General features: G+C 58.7%; 9 protein-coding genes. 7 read left to right on the top strand and 2 right to left on the bottom strand.

Translation table 11 applies throughout. The features are described 5' to 3' along the window. Positions 1-384 precede the first annotated feature (384 nt). Both H7B67_RS12900 and H7B67_RS12895 read right to left on the bottom strand, forming a co-directional pair. Positions 385-2,313, bottom strand: coding sequence for a family 20 glycosylhydrolase (locus H7B67_RS12900; RefSeq protein WP_185120227.1), 1,929 nt, complete (start codon positions 2,311-2,313; stop codon positions 385-387). A 14-nt stretch (positions 2,314-2,327) separates the two neighbouring features. Further along, on the bottom strand, positions 2,328-4,610 hold the full coding sequence (locus H7B67_RS12895) for a helix-turn-helix domain-containing protein (RefSeq protein ID WP_185120226.1): 2,283 nt from the start codon (positions 4,608-4,610) through the stop codon (positions 2,328-2,330). A gap of 219 nt (positions 4,611-4,829) precedes the next feature. Between H7B67_RS12895 and H7B67_RS12890 the strand changes: the two genes are divergently transcribed. From H7B67_RS12890 to H7B67_RS31460, 7 genes are all read left to right on the top strand, one after another. Beyond that, positions 4,830-5,834: a Gfo/Idh/MocA family protein gene (locus H7B67_RS12890; RefSeq protein ID WP_185120225.1), complete on the top strand. Its 1,005-nt coding sequence runs from the start codon at positions 4,830-4,832 to the stop codon at positions 5,832-5,834. Further along, positions 5,821-6,762, top strand: a complete 942-nt coding sequence (locus tag H7B67_RS12885) for a Gfo/Idh/MocA family protein (RefSeq protein ID WP_245363831.1) — start codon at positions 5,821-5,823, stop codon at positions 6,760-6,762. The genes H7B67_RS12890 and H7B67_RS12885 overlap by 14 nt, the downstream gene beginning before the upstream one ends. A 171-nt stretch (positions 6,763-6,933) precedes the next feature. Continuing rightward, complete coding sequence (locus H7B67_RS12880; RefSeq protein ID WP_185120224.1) at positions 6,934-7,839, top strand: ABC transporter permease; 906 nt, start codon at positions 6,934-6,936, stop codon at positions 7,837-7,839. Between the two features lie 21 nt (positions 7,840-7,860). Continuing rightward, positions 7,861-8,727, top strand: coding sequence for a carbohydrate ABC transporter permease (locus tag H7B67_RS12875; protein WP_245363833.1), 867 nt, complete (start codon positions 7,861-7,863; stop codon positions 8,725-8,727). Between the two features lie 51 nt (positions 8,728-8,778). Beyond that, positions 8,779-10,356: an extracellular solute-binding protein gene (locus H7B67_RS12870; RefSeq protein ID WP_185120223.1), complete on the top strand. Its 1,578-nt coding sequence runs from the start codon at positions 8,779-8,781 to the stop codon at positions 10,354-10,356. A gap of 492 nt (positions 10,357-10,848) precedes the next feature. Next, positions 10,849-16,134 (top strand): S-layer homology domain-containing protein, encoded by a 5,286-nt coding sequence (locus H7B67_RS12865; protein WP_185120222.1) that lies wholly within the window; start codon positions 10,849-10,851, stop codon positions 16,132-16,134. Between the two features lie 217 nt (positions 16,135-16,351). Beyond that, the gene (locus H7B67_RS31460) at positions 16,352-16,897 is read left to right on the top strand and encodes a YcxB family protein (protein WP_425489433.1); all 546 of its coding nucleotides are present in this window, start codon (positions 16,352-16,354) and stop codon (positions 16,895-16,897) included. The last annotated feature ends 61 nt before the right edge of the window (positions 16,898-16,958 follow it).

Raw genomic sequence — 16,958 nt, 5'->3', positions numbered from 1 at the left:
GAAGTGCGAAGCCGGGCATGGACGGGCAAGATAGTCGAAAAAATCGACTAACGGAGCGCGAAGCCGGGTATGGACGGGCGAGATAGTCGAAAAAATCGACTAACGGAGCGCGAAGTCGGGCGTGGATGGGCGAGATAGTCGAAAAAATCGACTAACGGAGCGCGAAGCCGGGTATGGACGGGCGAGATAGTCGAAAAAATCGACTAACGGAGCGCGAAGCCGGGCGTGGACGGGCGAGATAGTCGAAAAAATCGACTAACGGAGCGCGAAGCCGGGCGTGGACGGGCGAGATAGTCGAAAAAATCGACTAACGGAGCGCGAAATAAACAATGAGCAGAGAACAAATCAAAGGCTGTCCCGGACCGGACAGCCTTTGATTTGCGACTAACCTTCGCTCAATCCAATCGTCCGGTACAAGTTCTCCTCCAGGTAGTCGTGGAGGTAGAACCGGGAAAGAACGTAATGCTCGGCCATGTCATCGGGCTGAAACGCCCTTAATGCTTCCGAGATTCGCTCCCGGGAGCGGCGAAGGCCCTCTCTCGTAATCCGATAGTTGTTCGAGAGAGACCGCCATTCCGGCTCGCTGTCCGGATAGAGCCGATGGCGATAGACGTATTTATGGATCGTCCGAGAACGGTCCGCCGCCTTCTCGAAGTCGATCAGCGCGGCGATCAGCCTCGCGGTATCGGCATTGCGCCGGACCGCCTCCAGAAGGATCGGCATGGACGAGTAGTAATCCTCGTCATCATGGTTCCCGAGCAGCGCCTGCGTCGTATCCGGGGAGATGCCATGGAAGACATGAAGGAACAGATCAATAAAGGGAATGGCCTTCGTCGGCCCGTTGCCGCACATTCCGCCAAGGTTCGCCCTGCCGCTGCTAGCCCCTTCGCCTTTCATCCCTTCTACTCCGCCCCGCCCCCCGCCCCAGCTCGCGTCCGCGAAGTAGGCCATCGTATACCACGTCGTTTCGAACACGCCGTACGGAACGCCGAGGCTGAAGACGGCCGTCCAGTTGGTGCCGGCGAGACCGGCCAGCCGCAGGTCGGCGGCGGCTTCCGTCCATTGATCGATGTTCGCCAAGCGCTCGCGGACGAGCGGATAGTTCTGGTCGTCCATCCGGTCGAAGCAGCGCACGGACGGAGCCCCCATCACCTCGATGCCGAGCTCCTGCAGCCGGGCGGCGAGAGGAGAGACGAGGCGCGCGATGTTCTTGCCGTTGTAATGCCAGATCATGACGGCGACGCGCGGGTCGAGCAGCGCGAGCTCCTCGTCCGAGCAATCGGCGAGAATATCCTGCCAGATGATCGGCCGCTTGCCCAACCCGCACGTGAATTCGACCAGACGGTTCACGAAGTCCAGAAAAGCCAGGTTCCGGGATCCGCCGAACTTCTCCCGGCAAACCGCGCACTCGCACAGGCTGTATACCTCGTCGCAGCCGAGGTGCAGATAACGCGAGCGCGGGTGCCGCGCCGCCATCTCCTCCAGCAGGCCCGTGACCAGAGCGAAAGCTTCCGGACGGCTGGGGCACAGCTCGCCGGTCGATTCCTTCGATTCGCGGAGATGCTTGTACTCCTCGCGACCGAGAATGTATTCGAGGTGGCCGAACGACTGTTGGAGCGGAATCACTTCCATGAAGCTGCGCTCCGCCGCCTCAAGCAGCCGTTCCAGCTCATCCTCGGTCAGCGCATGCCGAGGATGCCGGAAGGCGCGCTGCGGCTCCCGCTCGAACGGGAATTTGTCCTCGTATTCGATGAGCAGAGCGTTCGCCTTAAACGACGCCATCTTCTCCACATAGTCGATGAGCAGCTCCGGCTTCGAGAACGTCTGCCGAAGGTCGTAATTCATGCAGCGAAGCGGAACGTCCGGCCAATCCGCGAGGCTCGCGGCTTCCATCGAATCGCCGGAATCCAGCCCGTCAAGCAACTGCCGAAGCGTCTGCAGGCCGTAGAACAAGCCGGCCGCGTCGTTCGCGCGGATCCAGACGGATGTCCCCCGTGCCGTCAGGCAATACCCCTGAGCGGGGAGCGCGGGGGAGGAGAGCGGGCAGAAAGTAGGGAGGGAGGAGGAAGGGACCTCCGCCGCATCCGTTTCAGCCGTTCCGTCGCCCCATCGAATCGTGTAGCTCCAAGCGTCGGACGGGGCCTCCGTCCGAATCCGAAGCTCCCTTCCCGTAAACAACGCCTCTACCGCCGCCGTCAGGCGCGAATCCTGCCAGGCGGCGCCCGACAGCTTCACCTCGCACCCCCAATCCGGCGTAAAACGCTCCCCATCCAACCGAACATAGCTCTTCGCAAGAGGAATCGTCGATCTCATTTTCCCAAGCCTCCTCACTCTCTCCACTGGTTGTGCTGCCTGCGGTACTCGCTCGGCGTGATGCCCGCGTACCTCTTGAACACCCGATTAAACGACGCCACGGTGTAGTAGCCGACAAGAGAAGCGATCTCCTGGATCTTCAGGTCCGTCTCGCGGAGCATCTCCGTCGCCTTGTTCATCCGCACGGAGAAAATATAGTCGCTGAAGTTCGTCCCCGTCTTCTCCTTGTAATAGGTAGACAGATAAGGGCCGGTAATGCCGAGCTTGCCCGCGATGACGTCGAGCGACAGGTCCTCGCCGTAGTGCGCTTCCACGTACTCCATGACGAATTTCGTGATGATGTCGGTCTCGGACTTCTTCGCTTGAATGGCTGCCGCCGATCTCGCCAGGAACTTATGGAAGAACGCCTTGTACTGCTCCAGGGTGTGGCACGATTTCAACTGATCGTAAGGAGAGCCTCCGTCGGCTACGGAGCCTATGGAGACATTCTGGGCGTACATGATTTTGATCGTCCGGTTGACGACGTCGGCGGCGAAGTCCTGGAACTGGTAGGCGAGAGCCCCCGCCTTGTTCAACTGGTCGAGCAGCCGGTCGACGAGCGGGATCGTGATGTCGTCGCCGCCGGCTTGCAGGTTGGCCGTCAGCTCCTGCTCCTCCGAAGGGGAAGGGATCATGAGCGACGGCCGGGGAATCCATTCGCCGATCACCTGCACGTCCTCGCCGAGCCTGCGCTGCTTGATCAGGTCGAGCACGTTCTGGTACGTCTCCGCGAAGTCGGCCGAATGGTGGCGGACCGGGCTGATCGCTAGCGTGAAGTTGCAGTACGGGATATCCTTGCCCAGCATCCGCACGAGCTCGTCCAGATCGTCCTCCTGCCTATCCTCGTTCTCGTTCTTCACGAACAAAATAGACAGAATCTGATCCTTCTCCAGCTGGAAGGTGAACGAATTGTCGTACCGGCTGGAGAAGTGGGCATTAATGAGCTCCCTGTACATATTGAAGGCGCGCTGAGGGGCATTGGCGATCTCCTTGGCGAAGCGGTCCTTGAACTCGATCTGCGACAGGACCAGCCGATAGGGCCCGTTGTCATCGATCGAAGTCGCGAGGGTCCCCCCGTCTCCTTGGATTTTCTTGAGTCTCGTCATGTAAGCGAACTGCTGCAGCAGATTGTTCTTGGCGAGCAAATCCTGATGGTACTCCTGGTTGGAGCGGGAGAGGTGGCTTAACGTGCTCTGCAGCAGATTGAATTCCTTGATGCGGCTGCCTTCCCCGGCGGGAACCCCGACCGCGCTCCGCGACTGGACCGACCGGATTAAGTTCGCGAGCGGATTATGGAATCGCTTGGAGAACCAGTAGGAGACGATCAAGCCGAACAGGATCGACAGGGCGATCAGGGCTCCCATGGCGAGATTCAAGCGATGCAACTGCTCCGCGAGGCCTTTGTTCGACACCACCTCGAAGTAGGTGAAGCCGGTGTCCGCGCTCGTGCGGTAGAAGTAATATTGCTCGTCAGCCCGAACGTAGCCTTCTCCCGTAAGCCCCGCGATCTCGGGCGGAGGAGCCGTCCCGGCTGCCGAAGAGAAGAGGACCTGCCGCTGCGCGTTCACGATGAAGAAGCTGCTGTCGGGTTTGAACTGGTGAAAAGCCTCGAAAGCCCGGTTCGCGTTCAACAGGACGATAAAAGCAAACCGATGGTCGTACGCGTTCTTGACGAGAATGGGGATGAACGTCCCCAGCGCCTTCTGCTCGAACGGCGAGACGAAGCGGAACGGGCCCGCGGGGTACACCCGGAAGCTCTCCGAGCCGTCCATCTCCTTATTCCAGAAGTCGGCCGTGTAGCTCGGATGGTTATAGAACTTGGAGAACATCGTCTCCGCATTGCGGGTGCCGTCGCGTTCGATGACGAAGTCGTCGTCCTTGAAATAATAGATGATGTTATCCAGATAGAGCAGGGAGTTGTTTAGGTCGTGCTGCAAACCCTTTTGCACGTCGATGACCACGTCGTAGCGGCGCATCGGATCCCCGCGCTTCAGAATCTGCGTATTGTTATCGAACAGGTAGCCGAGCATGTAGCTGCGGATCAGCTTGATATGCTTCTCGTAGTTCGCCGCGGAAGCTTGGAGGTTCAGGCTGCTGTTCAGGATAATCTCCTTCTTAATGTTGTCTCTAAAGAATCCGTAGGCAATCGAATTAATGGACACAAGCAGCAAAATGACCGCAATAAAGCTGCCGAACAAGGTGTAGAAGAGAGACATCTGGTTTCGGGCCATGCCCCGGGCGCGTGCCGTCCATCTCATTCGAATGCTCCTTTCCCGTGCTAGTCATAGAAATGAGTATAGATCGATGTAAGCTTTTCTCTCAATACTCATCCCTTACGAAACTTGTTCATTTTAAAGATCGGCGCTTGAAAGCGCTGTTTTTTTAATTTTGGAGAAGAACCGTAAGATCCCCTGATAGTGCGAGGGAGCCCCGGCTTGCTATGCTAACCCCCGAAACCCAAGGGAGGCGGTAACCAGATGACTTATCGCGTGGCCATAATCGGAGCCGGCAACATCGCGGGCTCGCATCTTGAGGCGATGAGTTCGCTAGATTCGCTTGCTCCTTGCGCGATCGCGGACCTGAACAAGGATCGTTCGGACGCGTTGGCGAGTCGGTTCGGCTTGCGATCCTACTCCGACTATAAGGAGATGATCGCGAGCGAGAAGCCGGACATCGCGATCGTGACCTTGCCTCACTACTTGCACCTGGAAGCCTCGATGTTCGCTGCGGAACGGGGATGCCACATTCTGCTCGAGAAGCCGATGGCTCTGAACGTGAAGGAATGCGACGAGATCATCGCGGCGGTGCGGAGGAACAAGGTGACGATGATGGTCGGGCATACTCACCATTATACGGCGGAGAACCGGGAAGCCAAGGCTTGGATCGAGAGCGGCCGCCTCGGCCGGCTCCTTATGATGAACGATCGGCGCCACCTGAGGTACGACACGCCGGCGAGGCCCGATTGGTTCTTCGAGAAGGCGAAGGCCGGCGGCGGCATCCTGACGAACCTCGGCTCGCATACGATCGACAAGCTGCAATGGCTGTCGGACAGCCGTGTGGAGAAGGTCAAGGCAAGGATCGATTATTCGCAAAAGAGAGGGGACGTCGAAGGGGGAGGAAGCGCATTCCTGGACCTGTCTTCGGGCATACCGGCCACGATGTCCCAATCGGGGTACCCCGGAGCCGTCGTCGACGAGACGGAGCTGTTGTTCACGGGCGGCAGCATGCTGCTGAAGTCCGGCATCGGCCTCTGGGTCAGCGACGGCGGGGAGTATCGCGAGGTGCCGGTTCCCGAGCAAGCGCATCCGTTCGTGCTGCAATTCGAGGATCTGATCGGCGCGATCGAGCAGGGGCGGGAGCCGGAGAGCTCGATGGCGTATTCCCGCAGCGTCGTCGCGGCGGTGGAGAGCCTCTACCTCTCGAGCGAGCTCGGGACGGAAGTGAGCGTGGACCATGGAGGCGAAAGCGATGGGCGAGGATAAGCAGGCAACCGGAGGAGAGGCGTCGCGGCCATCCTCGCCGTTCTCCCCGCCGCTGCGCATCGGCATGATCGGCCTCGACAATTCGCGGGTCGTCCACTTCGCCCGGATGTTGAACGAGGAGAGCCATCCGCATCGGGTTCCGGGAGCCCGCTTGGTCGCCGCGTGGCCGGGGCATCCTTCGCCGGACTTTGCGATGAGCGCGAATCGGCTGGACGGTTACGTCCGAGAGCTCCGCGATCGCCATGGCGTCCCGATAGCGGACTCGATCGAAGAAGTCGCCGAGAGCTGCGATGCTTGGATGCTGGAGGCGGTAGACGGAAGAACGCGGCTGGAGCTGTTCGGGCGGATGGTTCCCTATGGCAAGCCGATCTTCGTCGACAAGCCGTTCGCCCTGAGCTCCGCGGACGCGGAGGAGATGAACCGGCTCGCGGCCGAGCGCGGGACTCCTTGGATGAGCTGCTCGGCCCTTCGTTACGCGGAGGCGTTAAGCGCGGCGCTGCAAGGGGAGGAGGCACCGCTGGGCGCGGATTTCTACGGTCCGATGCCGCTCGAGCCGACCCAGCCCGGCTGCTTCTGGTACGGAATCCATACGGCGGAGATGCTCTTCCGCGCGCTCGGCCCGGACTGCGTCGGCGTTCGGGCGTTCCGGACCCCGGAGCACGACGTCGCGGTCGGGATCTGGGCGGACGGGAGAATCGGCACGATCCGCGGCAGCCGGACGGGCAATGAGCAATTCGGCGGCGTCCTTCATGGGCGCGGAGGATCCCGGGCGTTCGAGGTCCGGGAGACGGACAAGCCGTTTCTGGCCGCCGCGCTCGAGGAAGCGGTCCGTTTCTTCTCCGGTGAGCAATCGCCTATCGATCCGAGAGAGACGCTGGCGATCGTCCGCTTCCTGGAGGCGGCCAATCGAAGTCTTCAAGAGGATTAGAGCATTCGGATAGGAAAAAAAGGTTAGCTTCTCCTTTGTTAAGATTGTTGACATCTCTTCGGACGGAACAAGAAAGGCGAGGATTCCGGATATCGCCTCATTGCCGGACCTCGCGTCGATTCCGTAAGCTTGGCAGCATAGACGCACCGCTTTTAGACTGGAGGATCACCCATGACGTTTTTCCGTTCAAGGCTGAACAGGAGCAAGTACCTGCTGTTGCTTTTTGCGCCGGCGCTGATCTATTACATCCTGTTCAAGTACGTGCCGATGTTCGGCATTCTGATCTCGTTCAAGGACTACAACCCGTTCAAGGGAGTGTGGCAGAGCGAATGGGCGGGCTTGAAGCACTATTCTCTTTTTTTCCATAGTCCGGACTTCCCCAAGCTGCTCAAGAACACGATTCTGCTCGGGCTGTACAAAGTCGTCTTCACCTTCCCGGCCCCGATCCTACTGGCGCTGCTGCTTAACGAGGTGAGAATCGGGCTGGTCAAAAGGCTGGTCCAATCGATCAGCTACCTGCCGCACTTCATCTCCAACGTCGTTGTCGTGAGCATGATGTTCCTGTTCCTGTCCCCGACCAGCGGCGTCGTGAACCAGCTCATCGAAGGGCTCGGCTACGACTCGATTAACTTCATGCAGAACGAGAACTACTTCCGCACCCTCTATATTCTCTCGGAGATCTGGCAGCACATCGGGTGGGAGACGATCATCTATCTTGCCGCTCTAAGCGCGATCGATCCGCAGCTGTACGAGGCCGCGAGAGTGGACGGGGCGAACCGCTGGCATCAAGTCCGGAACATCACCCTCCCGGGCATCGCGCCGGCCATCGTTATCCTGTTTATCCTTAACATCGGACACGTGCTCGACATCGGCTTCGAGAAGGTGCTGCTCATGCTGAATCCTTCCATTTACTCCACCGCGGACGTGCTCAGCACCTATGTCTACCGGACGGGCATTCAATCCATGAACTATAGCTACGGAACGGCGATCGACCTGTTCACGAGCGTCATCAACCTGCTCTTCATCCTCACGGCGAACTGGATCAGCCGCAGGAAGAGCGAGACCAGCCTGTGGTGAGGAAAGGAGAGGAAACGAGACTTGAAACCTAAATTCGGAGTGTTCGACATCGTTTTGTACGTTCTGCTATTCGGGATCGCGGCTTCCGCGCTGTATCCCTTCCTCTACATGATCGCGGTCTCGCTCAGCGGCACCGTTCCTGTCCTGAAGGGGGAAGTGTTCCTCTGGCCCAAGGATTTTAACCTCAATACCTATAAAGCCGTCTTCGAGAAGCCGGAGATCGGCCGGGCTTATCTGAACACGATTCTCTACACGGCTCTCGGCACGACGATCGCGCTGCTCATCACCGCCGCGGGGGCTTACGCGCTCTCCAAGCGGGACATGCTGTTCCGTCGCGGGTTCATGGTCATGGTCACGATCACGCTGTTCTTCAGCGGGGGCATGATCCCGACGTTCCTCGTCGTCCGAAGCTACCATCTGCTCGACACGATCTGGGCGATGGTGCTGCCCGGCGCGATCAGCACGTGGAACCTCATCGTCATGCGCACGTTCTTCTCCGGCATGCCGCAGGAAGTCGAGGAGTCCGGCAAAATCGACGGCTTGAACGACATCGGGATTTTCTTCCGGCTGGTGCTTCCGTTGTCGAAGGCGATTCTGGCTACTATCGGTCTTTTCTACGGAGTCGCCATCTGGAACAACTTCTTCTCCGCTTTGCTTTATCTGAGAGATGCCGACCTGTTCCCGCTGCAGGTCATCGTCCGCAACATGGTGCTTCAAGGCGCCGGCGGCGCCAACGGTGCGGCCAACGTGGGCGGCGACGCCATGATCGTCGACGAATCTCTCAAGTACGCCACCATTATCGTAACGACGGTTCCCATCCTATTGGTCTACCCGTTCCTCCAGAAGTATTTTGCCAAGGGGGCTCTTATCGGGTCGGTCAAAGGTTAATATACAAGCATGGGAAAATACGCAGAGGAAAAAAGAAAGCGAGGGGCAACAATGAGCAAGAAGACAGGCGTTGTGTTATCCGCGGTAATGGGCGTGAGCCTCGTGCTGGGCGCGTGCTCGAACAACAACAACGGGGGAGAGGCCTCCCCTTCGGCATCCGGCGCCGCTCCGAGCGCAAGCCAGGGTTCAAGCGCGCCGGCCGCGTCTCCGGAGCTGAAGGAGCAGACGTTCACGTTCCTGAACTACAGCAACCCGAGCTGGCCGTACGACGAGAATTGGAAGATTTACGACTTTATCAAGGAGAAAACCGGCGTCACCCTCGACGTCCAGCTGCCTGCGGGCAACCTGCTCGAGGATGCCCTGAGTTTGACGATCGCTTCCGGAGACATGCCGGACCTGATGTGGACGCAGTCGAAGGCGGTCGCCGACAAGTTCGGCCAGCAGGGCGCGCTCGTCAACATCCTCGACTACGTCGACAAGATGCCGAACTTCAAGGCGTGGATGGAGAAGTACCCGACGGAGACACAGAACGTTCTCTCCTCCGACGGCAAGATGTACGTGTTCCCGAACGAGGGTCTCGGAGAATCCAACCGCCGCACGTGGATGTATCGCGAAGACGTCTTCAAGAAGCTCGGGCTGTCCACGCCGAACACCTGGGATGAACTCTACGACACGTTGACAAAGCTCAAGGCCGAGTATCCGGACAGCTACCCCCTAACGTTCCGCAACGGGCTTCGCTACTTCTACGACTTCGGCGCGGGCTTCAACGTGCCTGCCCCGGTCGAGGCGACGAAGCCGAGCGTATACCTCGACAGCGCCTCCGGCGAATGGAAGTACGCCGCGGTTCAAGACGAATTCAAGACGATGCTTACTTATTTCAATAAGTTCTATAAAGACGGTCTCATTCCGAAAGACTTCCTCACGATCGACACGAAGATGTGGCAGGACATCGTCTCCACGGACCGCGCCTTCATCACGCTTGATTATATCGGACGGATCGACTTCTACAACTCCGCTCTTCGCAAAGACAATCCGGAGTTCACGATGGCCTTCATGGCTCCTCCGGCCGGATGGGCGGGCGGCCCGCAGAAGAACGCGTTCACCGCGACGATGGAGGAAGGCTTCATGATCTCCTCCAAGACCAAGAAGGTAGACGACATCGTGAAGTTCATCGACTTCTTCTACTCCGAAGAAGGACGCGATCTCGTCAGCTGGGGCAAGGAAGGCGATACGGCAAGCGGCAAGTCGTACCTCGAGAAGTACGCGGACATTACGGACCTGCGCAAGAAGACGGGCTTGTCCACGGACGGCACGTATACGTGGTACGACTTCGATACGCACATCTCCGTCTCCTCGCCGGAGCTGCAGGACGCCTACAAGCAAGCGCCGCAATACGATGGCGAGAAGCAAGCCAGCCTGGCGTTCACGCCGGAGGAGCAGCAGATCCTCAGCACGAAGGGCGATTCGCTGAACGGCCATCGCGACGAGAACTTCGCGAAGTTCATCATCGGCACCCGCAGCTTCGACGAGTGGGACAAGTTCGTGGAAGAGCAGAAGAAGCTCGGCTACGAGGAGATCCTCGGCATCTACAAGACGGCCGACGAGCGCGCTAAGGCCGCGGTGAAGTAAGACGACGTCAGCTGTTATAGAGAGTAGGTAGGCGTTTTGAAGCTGCCGGACTGTGCAGCGCGCGTAACCGAGCGAATGGCGGGAAAACCATTGTTCGGCGAGCGTTGGCCGGCTGAGGTGTGAGAGTAGCGGGTAAACCGCTATTCGGTGCGCACTGGCTGTTGCTTTGGCTCGTGGCTTTAAAAGTTAGCCTCCTGCTCGTGCGGTTGTCCTCCGTAACCCGAAAAATTCGGGTTACGGCAGGAAAACGCATGACTGGCGGGCCCGTAACCCGAATTTTTCGGGTTGTGGCGAGCTGGAAGGCTTGTAAGCCGACAAAGCCGTCTTACAGAACGGCCTTGCTTGGTAAGACCGCAAGCCCGCAAGCGAGCAAGCCGCAAAACCCAAGCCCCGTTGCCGCTTCAACGGGGCTTGTTTACTCCTGCTCAAAATTCAGGTGAGAGGATGATCTTCATGGCCTTACCGATTCAGAGAATAAGGAAGCCGATCAGTATGGGACTAGTCGCATTAATGCTGGTTTCAACGATAATAGGCGCGCTGCCGCCTCGCATCTTCGCAGCCGAGGCGGTTGACGCATCCGCTGAATCCACCAACTCCGCCGATGCCGCAACCCCCATCGTCGTTCCCTACTCGCAGCAGTTGAACGCGATGGACTCGGCGACCAACTCGACCGGCGACACGGTCAGCACGGCCGGAATCGCGCTGGTCGCCAACGCGGATCCGGCTTACATCAAGGAAGGCACGGGCTCGAAGAAGTGGATCCTGAACATCGTGCCCGATGCGACCAAGCCGACCGAGTATATCGACGGCGCGGCGCTTATCTATCCGAAGCTCGCTCCGAACGTCGACCTGAACGGCTATAGCACGCTGAAGTTCTGGGCGTACAACGCGAAGGCGCGGATGGGCGACCAGGCGGAGAAGCCGTTCCAGCTTCGCTTTTTCATGAAGGGGGACAGCCAGTATTACTATTACCGGATTCTCCTCGACTGGACGGGCTGGAAAGAGATCGAGGTGCCGTTGGCCGCGGTCAAGGCGCAGAAGAGCTCCGATTCGGTCAAGGCCTGGGGACCGCTGGATTACATCCGGTTCGACCAAGCCGGGGTATCGGGCACGACCCGGGATCTGGAGCTGAACATGTACCTCGACGACATCCGTCTGACGGGAGTGGGAGAGGTGTACCCGGCCGCGGCGGATAAACCGTCGGGCGAGTACGTCAACAAGGTGACGGTGACCCTCTCCAGCAGTACGACTCCATCCGTTCTATCTACCGTTTACTACAAGAGAGAGGGCATCGACAACAGCTTCCTCCCCTACACTGCCCCTATCACTCTCACAGAGGACACGACCCTCGTAACCAAAGCCTCGCTGAACGGAGTGGATAGCGCGGAGACGACTTACCGATATACGTTCGTTTATCGCGACTTCGTCGAGAACGTTGCGGCTGACCCGCCGGCCGGGCTGTATGCCGAACCAAAGACCGTCACGCTGAGCTCCGCAACGGAAGGAGCCGCGATCTTCTACAAAATCGAGGGAGTCGACTCGGACTACAAGCCTTACACGACTCCTCTCCTGATCGACAGCTCGCAGACGATTCTGACCAAGGCGGAACTGGAAGGCAAGGTGAGTGAGGAGGTTCGCCATGCCTACGAGATCGACCTGTCCAGCAGCTCGAGCGTGCCGATCAGCAACACGGAGACGTTCGGAGGCTGGTCGAATACGTCCCCAACCCCCGCGCCTGCCGTTCTGGGCAGCAAGTCCGGCCAGTGGCTGGATCCGACATCCCCGATCGACATCACGGACGTGACGGCCGCGCCGTGGAAGGAGAACGACCAGGTCGAGTTCTGGCTCTACTCCGATTCCATCTCCAACAAGAAGATTTACGTGATCATCAGCACCCCGGACGACAGCAATCCGGGCAACGAGTACTTCATGGCGTCTTTCTTCGTGGATTGGAAGGGGTGGAAAAAGGTGGAGCTTCCCTTTAACAAATTCCTCAACTCCAACGGAGGCGCTAACTTCGACAATATCAAGAAGGTGATCATCCATCCCCGCTGGTACGACTCCGACCCGGTGTCCAGCCCCGGCGACAAGCTTTATTTCGACGGGCTGGCCCTGACGAAGAACGCGATCGAGCCTTCGATCCGTCAAATCGACAAAAGCGCGCTGCCGGACAGCACCGTACACTACGCGTTCTCGCTGAAGAACATCGGAGGAGCGGCCACGGCTTACCAACTCAGCCTGAAGACTGAATTCGGAGCGAACTACGTCGCGACCTTCCAGACACAGACGGCCGAGATCGCTAATGGGGCGGAGACGGATGTCGATGTCGAGGTCCGCGTGCCGGCTTCCGCTCAAGCGGGGGATTCCGTCAAAGCCGTATTAAACGTACGCCCGCTTCAAGGCGGTAAGGAGACGACGATCGAAATGAACCTGAAGATAGGCCAGCCGAGGGAAGCGACCAAGCAGCATCCTTACGTAATGGCGTCCCAAGAGCAATTGACCGAAGCGAAGCGGAAAATCCAAACCTACGATTGGGCGCAAGATTACGTAGACGCGGTTACCCTCAAGGCGGACGAGTGGGTCGACAAGACGATGATCTATCCGTCCAAGCCGGGCGGAGAGAGCACGCTTTACGTCTGCGGGAACGTGCCGCTCACCTTTAACTACGACAAGCCTCACGAGCACTTATGTCCGACGGACGGGGAGTATCATACCGGCGACGACCTGGATGCCGCCTGGAGGTTCTATGCCCATACGGCGAACATCGAAGCGGCGCGCAATCTCGCCATCGTCTACGCGCTGACGGGAGAGGCGAAGTACGCGGCGAAGGCGAGGGAGATTCTCGTGAGCTACGCGGCTCTCTATCCGAGCTACCCGATGCAGCCGCTGAACGGCCGAATCTATTATCAGTCGCTGGACGAGGCCGTCCAGATCATTTCTCTGGCGCACGCGTACGACCTGATAGAGCCGAGCGGCCTGCTTAGCGCGGCAGAGAAGTACGACATCGAGATGAACCTGTTCGCTCCGTCGGCGAAGACGCTGCAAAGCTACGACACCGGCAAGTCGAACTGGCAGACGTGGCACAATGCGGCGATCGGGGCGATCGGGGCGCTTCTGGAAGACCCGTCGCTGATGGACTTCTCCGTGAACGGACGCAGCGGCTTCGACTTCCAGATGGAGAACAGCGTTCTGTCCGACGGCTTCTGGTACGAGGGAGCGATCGGCTATCATTTCTACGCGCAATCCGCGCTCTTCTACCATGCCCAAGCTCTGCAAGGCATGGGCTACGACCTGTTCGCCAATCCGAATTTCAAGAAAACGTACGACGTGACTCTTCAGTATGCTTTTCCCGACCTCGGCATCATCAACGGCAATGACTCCGGCAAATATCCGACCAGCCTGGCGGCTCCGGGACGAGTCGTTCCGATGGATTACGAGGCCGTATACGCGCATTATCTCGACCCGTCCTACGGCGCGCTTCTGCACAAGCTCTACGCGGACAACGGCCGGGCAAGAGGAGGCTTCGTCGTCCCGGGCAACTCCGGCTCCGGCATCGCCGGGGAGCAAGCGGTGTTCTACGGGGTCGACGAGATTCCGAGCAGCGGTTCTCTCCCATCGGAGAGCGTGAACTTCACGGGCATCGGGCACTCGGTTCTGAGAGCCGGAGAGGGAGACGACCAGCTGTACGCGCTCGTCGATTACGGCAAGCACGGCGGCTACCACGGCCATCCGGACAAGCTGCACCTGGAGATCTTCGGCAAGGGCGAGCGACTGGCTCCGGACCTCGGCATTCCGCCCTACAGCAACTCGATGTACGAGTCCTATTACAAAAAATCGTTCCCGCACAATACCGTCCTCGTCGACGGGGACACCCAGCAAGCTCAGATGGACGGCAATACGGAAATTTACGAGCCGACGAAGCTTTTCCTGCCGTCCGACACGATCGGCATCATGACCAACACGGCTGGCAAGGCGTATGCCGGACTGAACCGCTATGAGAGAACGGTCGCCGTCACGAAGGATTACCTGATCGACCTGTTCAGCGTCTCGTCCGACACGGAGCGCCAGTACGACTGGATCCTTCATGGCATGGGAAGCTTCGATACCGACTCGCAGATGGCGCCATACGAGGGGCCGCTGGGCACGAAGGATGCTTATTCCTTCTTCCGCAACGGCAGCGTCTCCGAAGCCTCCGGCCCGTGGGAAGGAGCTTGGACGACGGAAGCCGGCAACGGGCTGAAGCTGTTCGGCCTGACCGGCTCCGAAGCGGCCCCATCGCAGATGATCGTAGGCGAAGCGCCGGGACCGGGCAACGCGACGGACGTTTATACCAAGGTGCTGGTCAACCGGGTCCAAGCGAAGGATGCTCAGTTCGTTAGCGTGCTGGAGCCTTACCGCGGAGAGAGCGTCATCGAATCCGTGTACAAGACCGAAGCCGGACCGATCGAAGTGAAGCTCAAGGACGGTCGCGGGCAAGTGTTCTCCTATAACCCTAACGTCGAATCCATAGGCGCGCTGCAATATTCGTTCGCGGACGGCCAAGGGCTGACGGCGGACCAGGTGAAGCTGAAGACGACTTTTGAAAATGGCGCGCTGAACGTGGATACGCAAGGGTGGACGGGATACGAGAGCTTGACGGTCGTCGTGTATGCGCCGGGAGCAACATCGGTCAAATGGAACGGCGAGGAAGCGGATTACGCCGAGAATAACGGCTTTATTAGCGTAACCTCGATCATCGATAATCCGACAGAACCTACCGATCCAACCGATCCAACCGATCCGGTAACACCTCCGTCCGGCACGACGCCGCAAGCGGATCCGAACCGGACGGAACAGTCCGTCTCCCCCGAATCGTCGGCGGTGCTCACTCTCGGCCAGGAGCTGACGGTTACCGTGCCGGCGGGCGCGGTCGACCGGACCGTGCGGTACATCGCCCGGAAGCTGACCGATCCGGCCGTTCTCGCTCGGCTGTCGTCGGAAGGAGCGGACCTGATCAGCTCCGTCTTCGAGATTACAAAGAGCGTCCCCGGCACGTTCGCCAAGCCGATCGCGATTCGGCTGAAGTTCGATCCGGCTGAGCTGGCCGAAGGGCAGAAGCCGTCGGTTCATTACTACGACGAGGACAAGAAACAATGGATCGAGATGGGCGGGACGGTAGACGGAAGCTATGTGACCGCCTGGTCCGACCATCTGACCAAGTTCGCGGTGCTGGCGGTCGCAGACGAACAACCAATTGCCGGCTTTAAGGACGTTGCCGGGCACTGGGCCGAGAACGAGATCAAGGCCGCGGCGGAAGCGGGCATCGTCAAGGGCTTCGAGGACGGCACCTTTAAGCCGAACAAGAGCGTCACGCGCTCGGAATTCCTCGCGATGCTGGCGAGCGGGCTGAAGCTGTCCGGCGAAGAAGCGTCCTTGAGCGGCTTCTCCGACGCGGGAGAGGTCGGCGCCTGGGCGGCTCCGGCTCTCTCGCAAGTCGTTAAGGCCGGAATCCTTCACGGCTATTCGGATGGGACGCTTCGGCCGAACGAGGAGCTAAACCGGGCTCAGCTTGCCGCGTTGCTCTCGAACGCGCTTGGCCAAGCGGCGGAATCGAACGAGTCGGAGGCGGCCGGATTCGCCGACGCTTTCCGGATTCCCGCCTGGGCCGCCGATGCCGTCGCGAGAGTTCATGCGCAAGGACTCATGAAGGGAACGACGGGCAACCGCTTCGAGCCGGAAGGCATCGTGACCCGCGCCGAAGCCGCGGCTGTCGTCGTTCGACTGATTCAATCGTTCTAAACGACGCCTATCGGCGACAAGGCCGTCGGAATCCGAAGTTCGGAGCTCCGGCGGCTTTGTTCGATTTGGCAGCGGTGTAAAAACAGTCAAACCTATTGGAAAAAATATCAAATGATGGTATGTTGGAAAAGCGTGAATTTGAAATGAAATTAGGGTATGCGAGGGGAATTCGGTGGGAGAGCCAGAGAAAATCGAAATCGAGCTTACGAGTCGCGATATGGTTGATTTTAATTTCGCATACGCGAAGAGTAGCGGAAGTTTGCGAACCGTATCCTTACTTGGCATCGTTTTTCTCATCTACTTCATCGTCCAGTTGTCTCGAGGGCAACCGTTCGGGTCGTATGCATTTAGCCTGTTCTTCATCTTAATAAGCGTATTGCTTCCCATTATGCTCTATCGGGGAGCGGTCCAAAGCTCTCGGAACAAGTTCTATACGGAGAAGAAGATTTACGAGTTTACGCCCGAGGGATTTCGAATGGAATCCGAATCATCGAATGCAAAGGTACAATGGTCGGACGTGCAGAGAGTCATCATAAATAAGCATGGAATTTTCTTGATCATCTTTAGCAACGCCGGGCATCTGTTTCCGCAGCGGTTCTTGGAGGGCAAGGACGGTATCCGGAAGATGGTCTTGCAGTATACCTCGCCGCAAAGCCGCAAAAAGAGTAAATCGAAGTTCTTGTTAAAATTAGGATTATATCTGCTCATTTTCCTTGTAACGGTCGGTATCGTACAATTTTACATCTCTCGCAACTTAGGCTAGCAATTAACGAGAAAGAGAACAAAACAACGGCAGTCCAAGACGGAGTTAACCGTCCCGGGCT

The sequence above is a fragment of the Cohnella thailandensis genome, from assembly GCF_014212135.1.
GTDB classification, from domain to species: domain Bacteria; phylum Bacillota; class Bacilli; order Paenibacillales; family Paenibacillaceae; genus Cohnella; species Cohnella thailandensis.
Note: the sequence above shows the minus strand (reverse complement) of the source record. Positions and strands in the feature narration are given on the sequence as shown.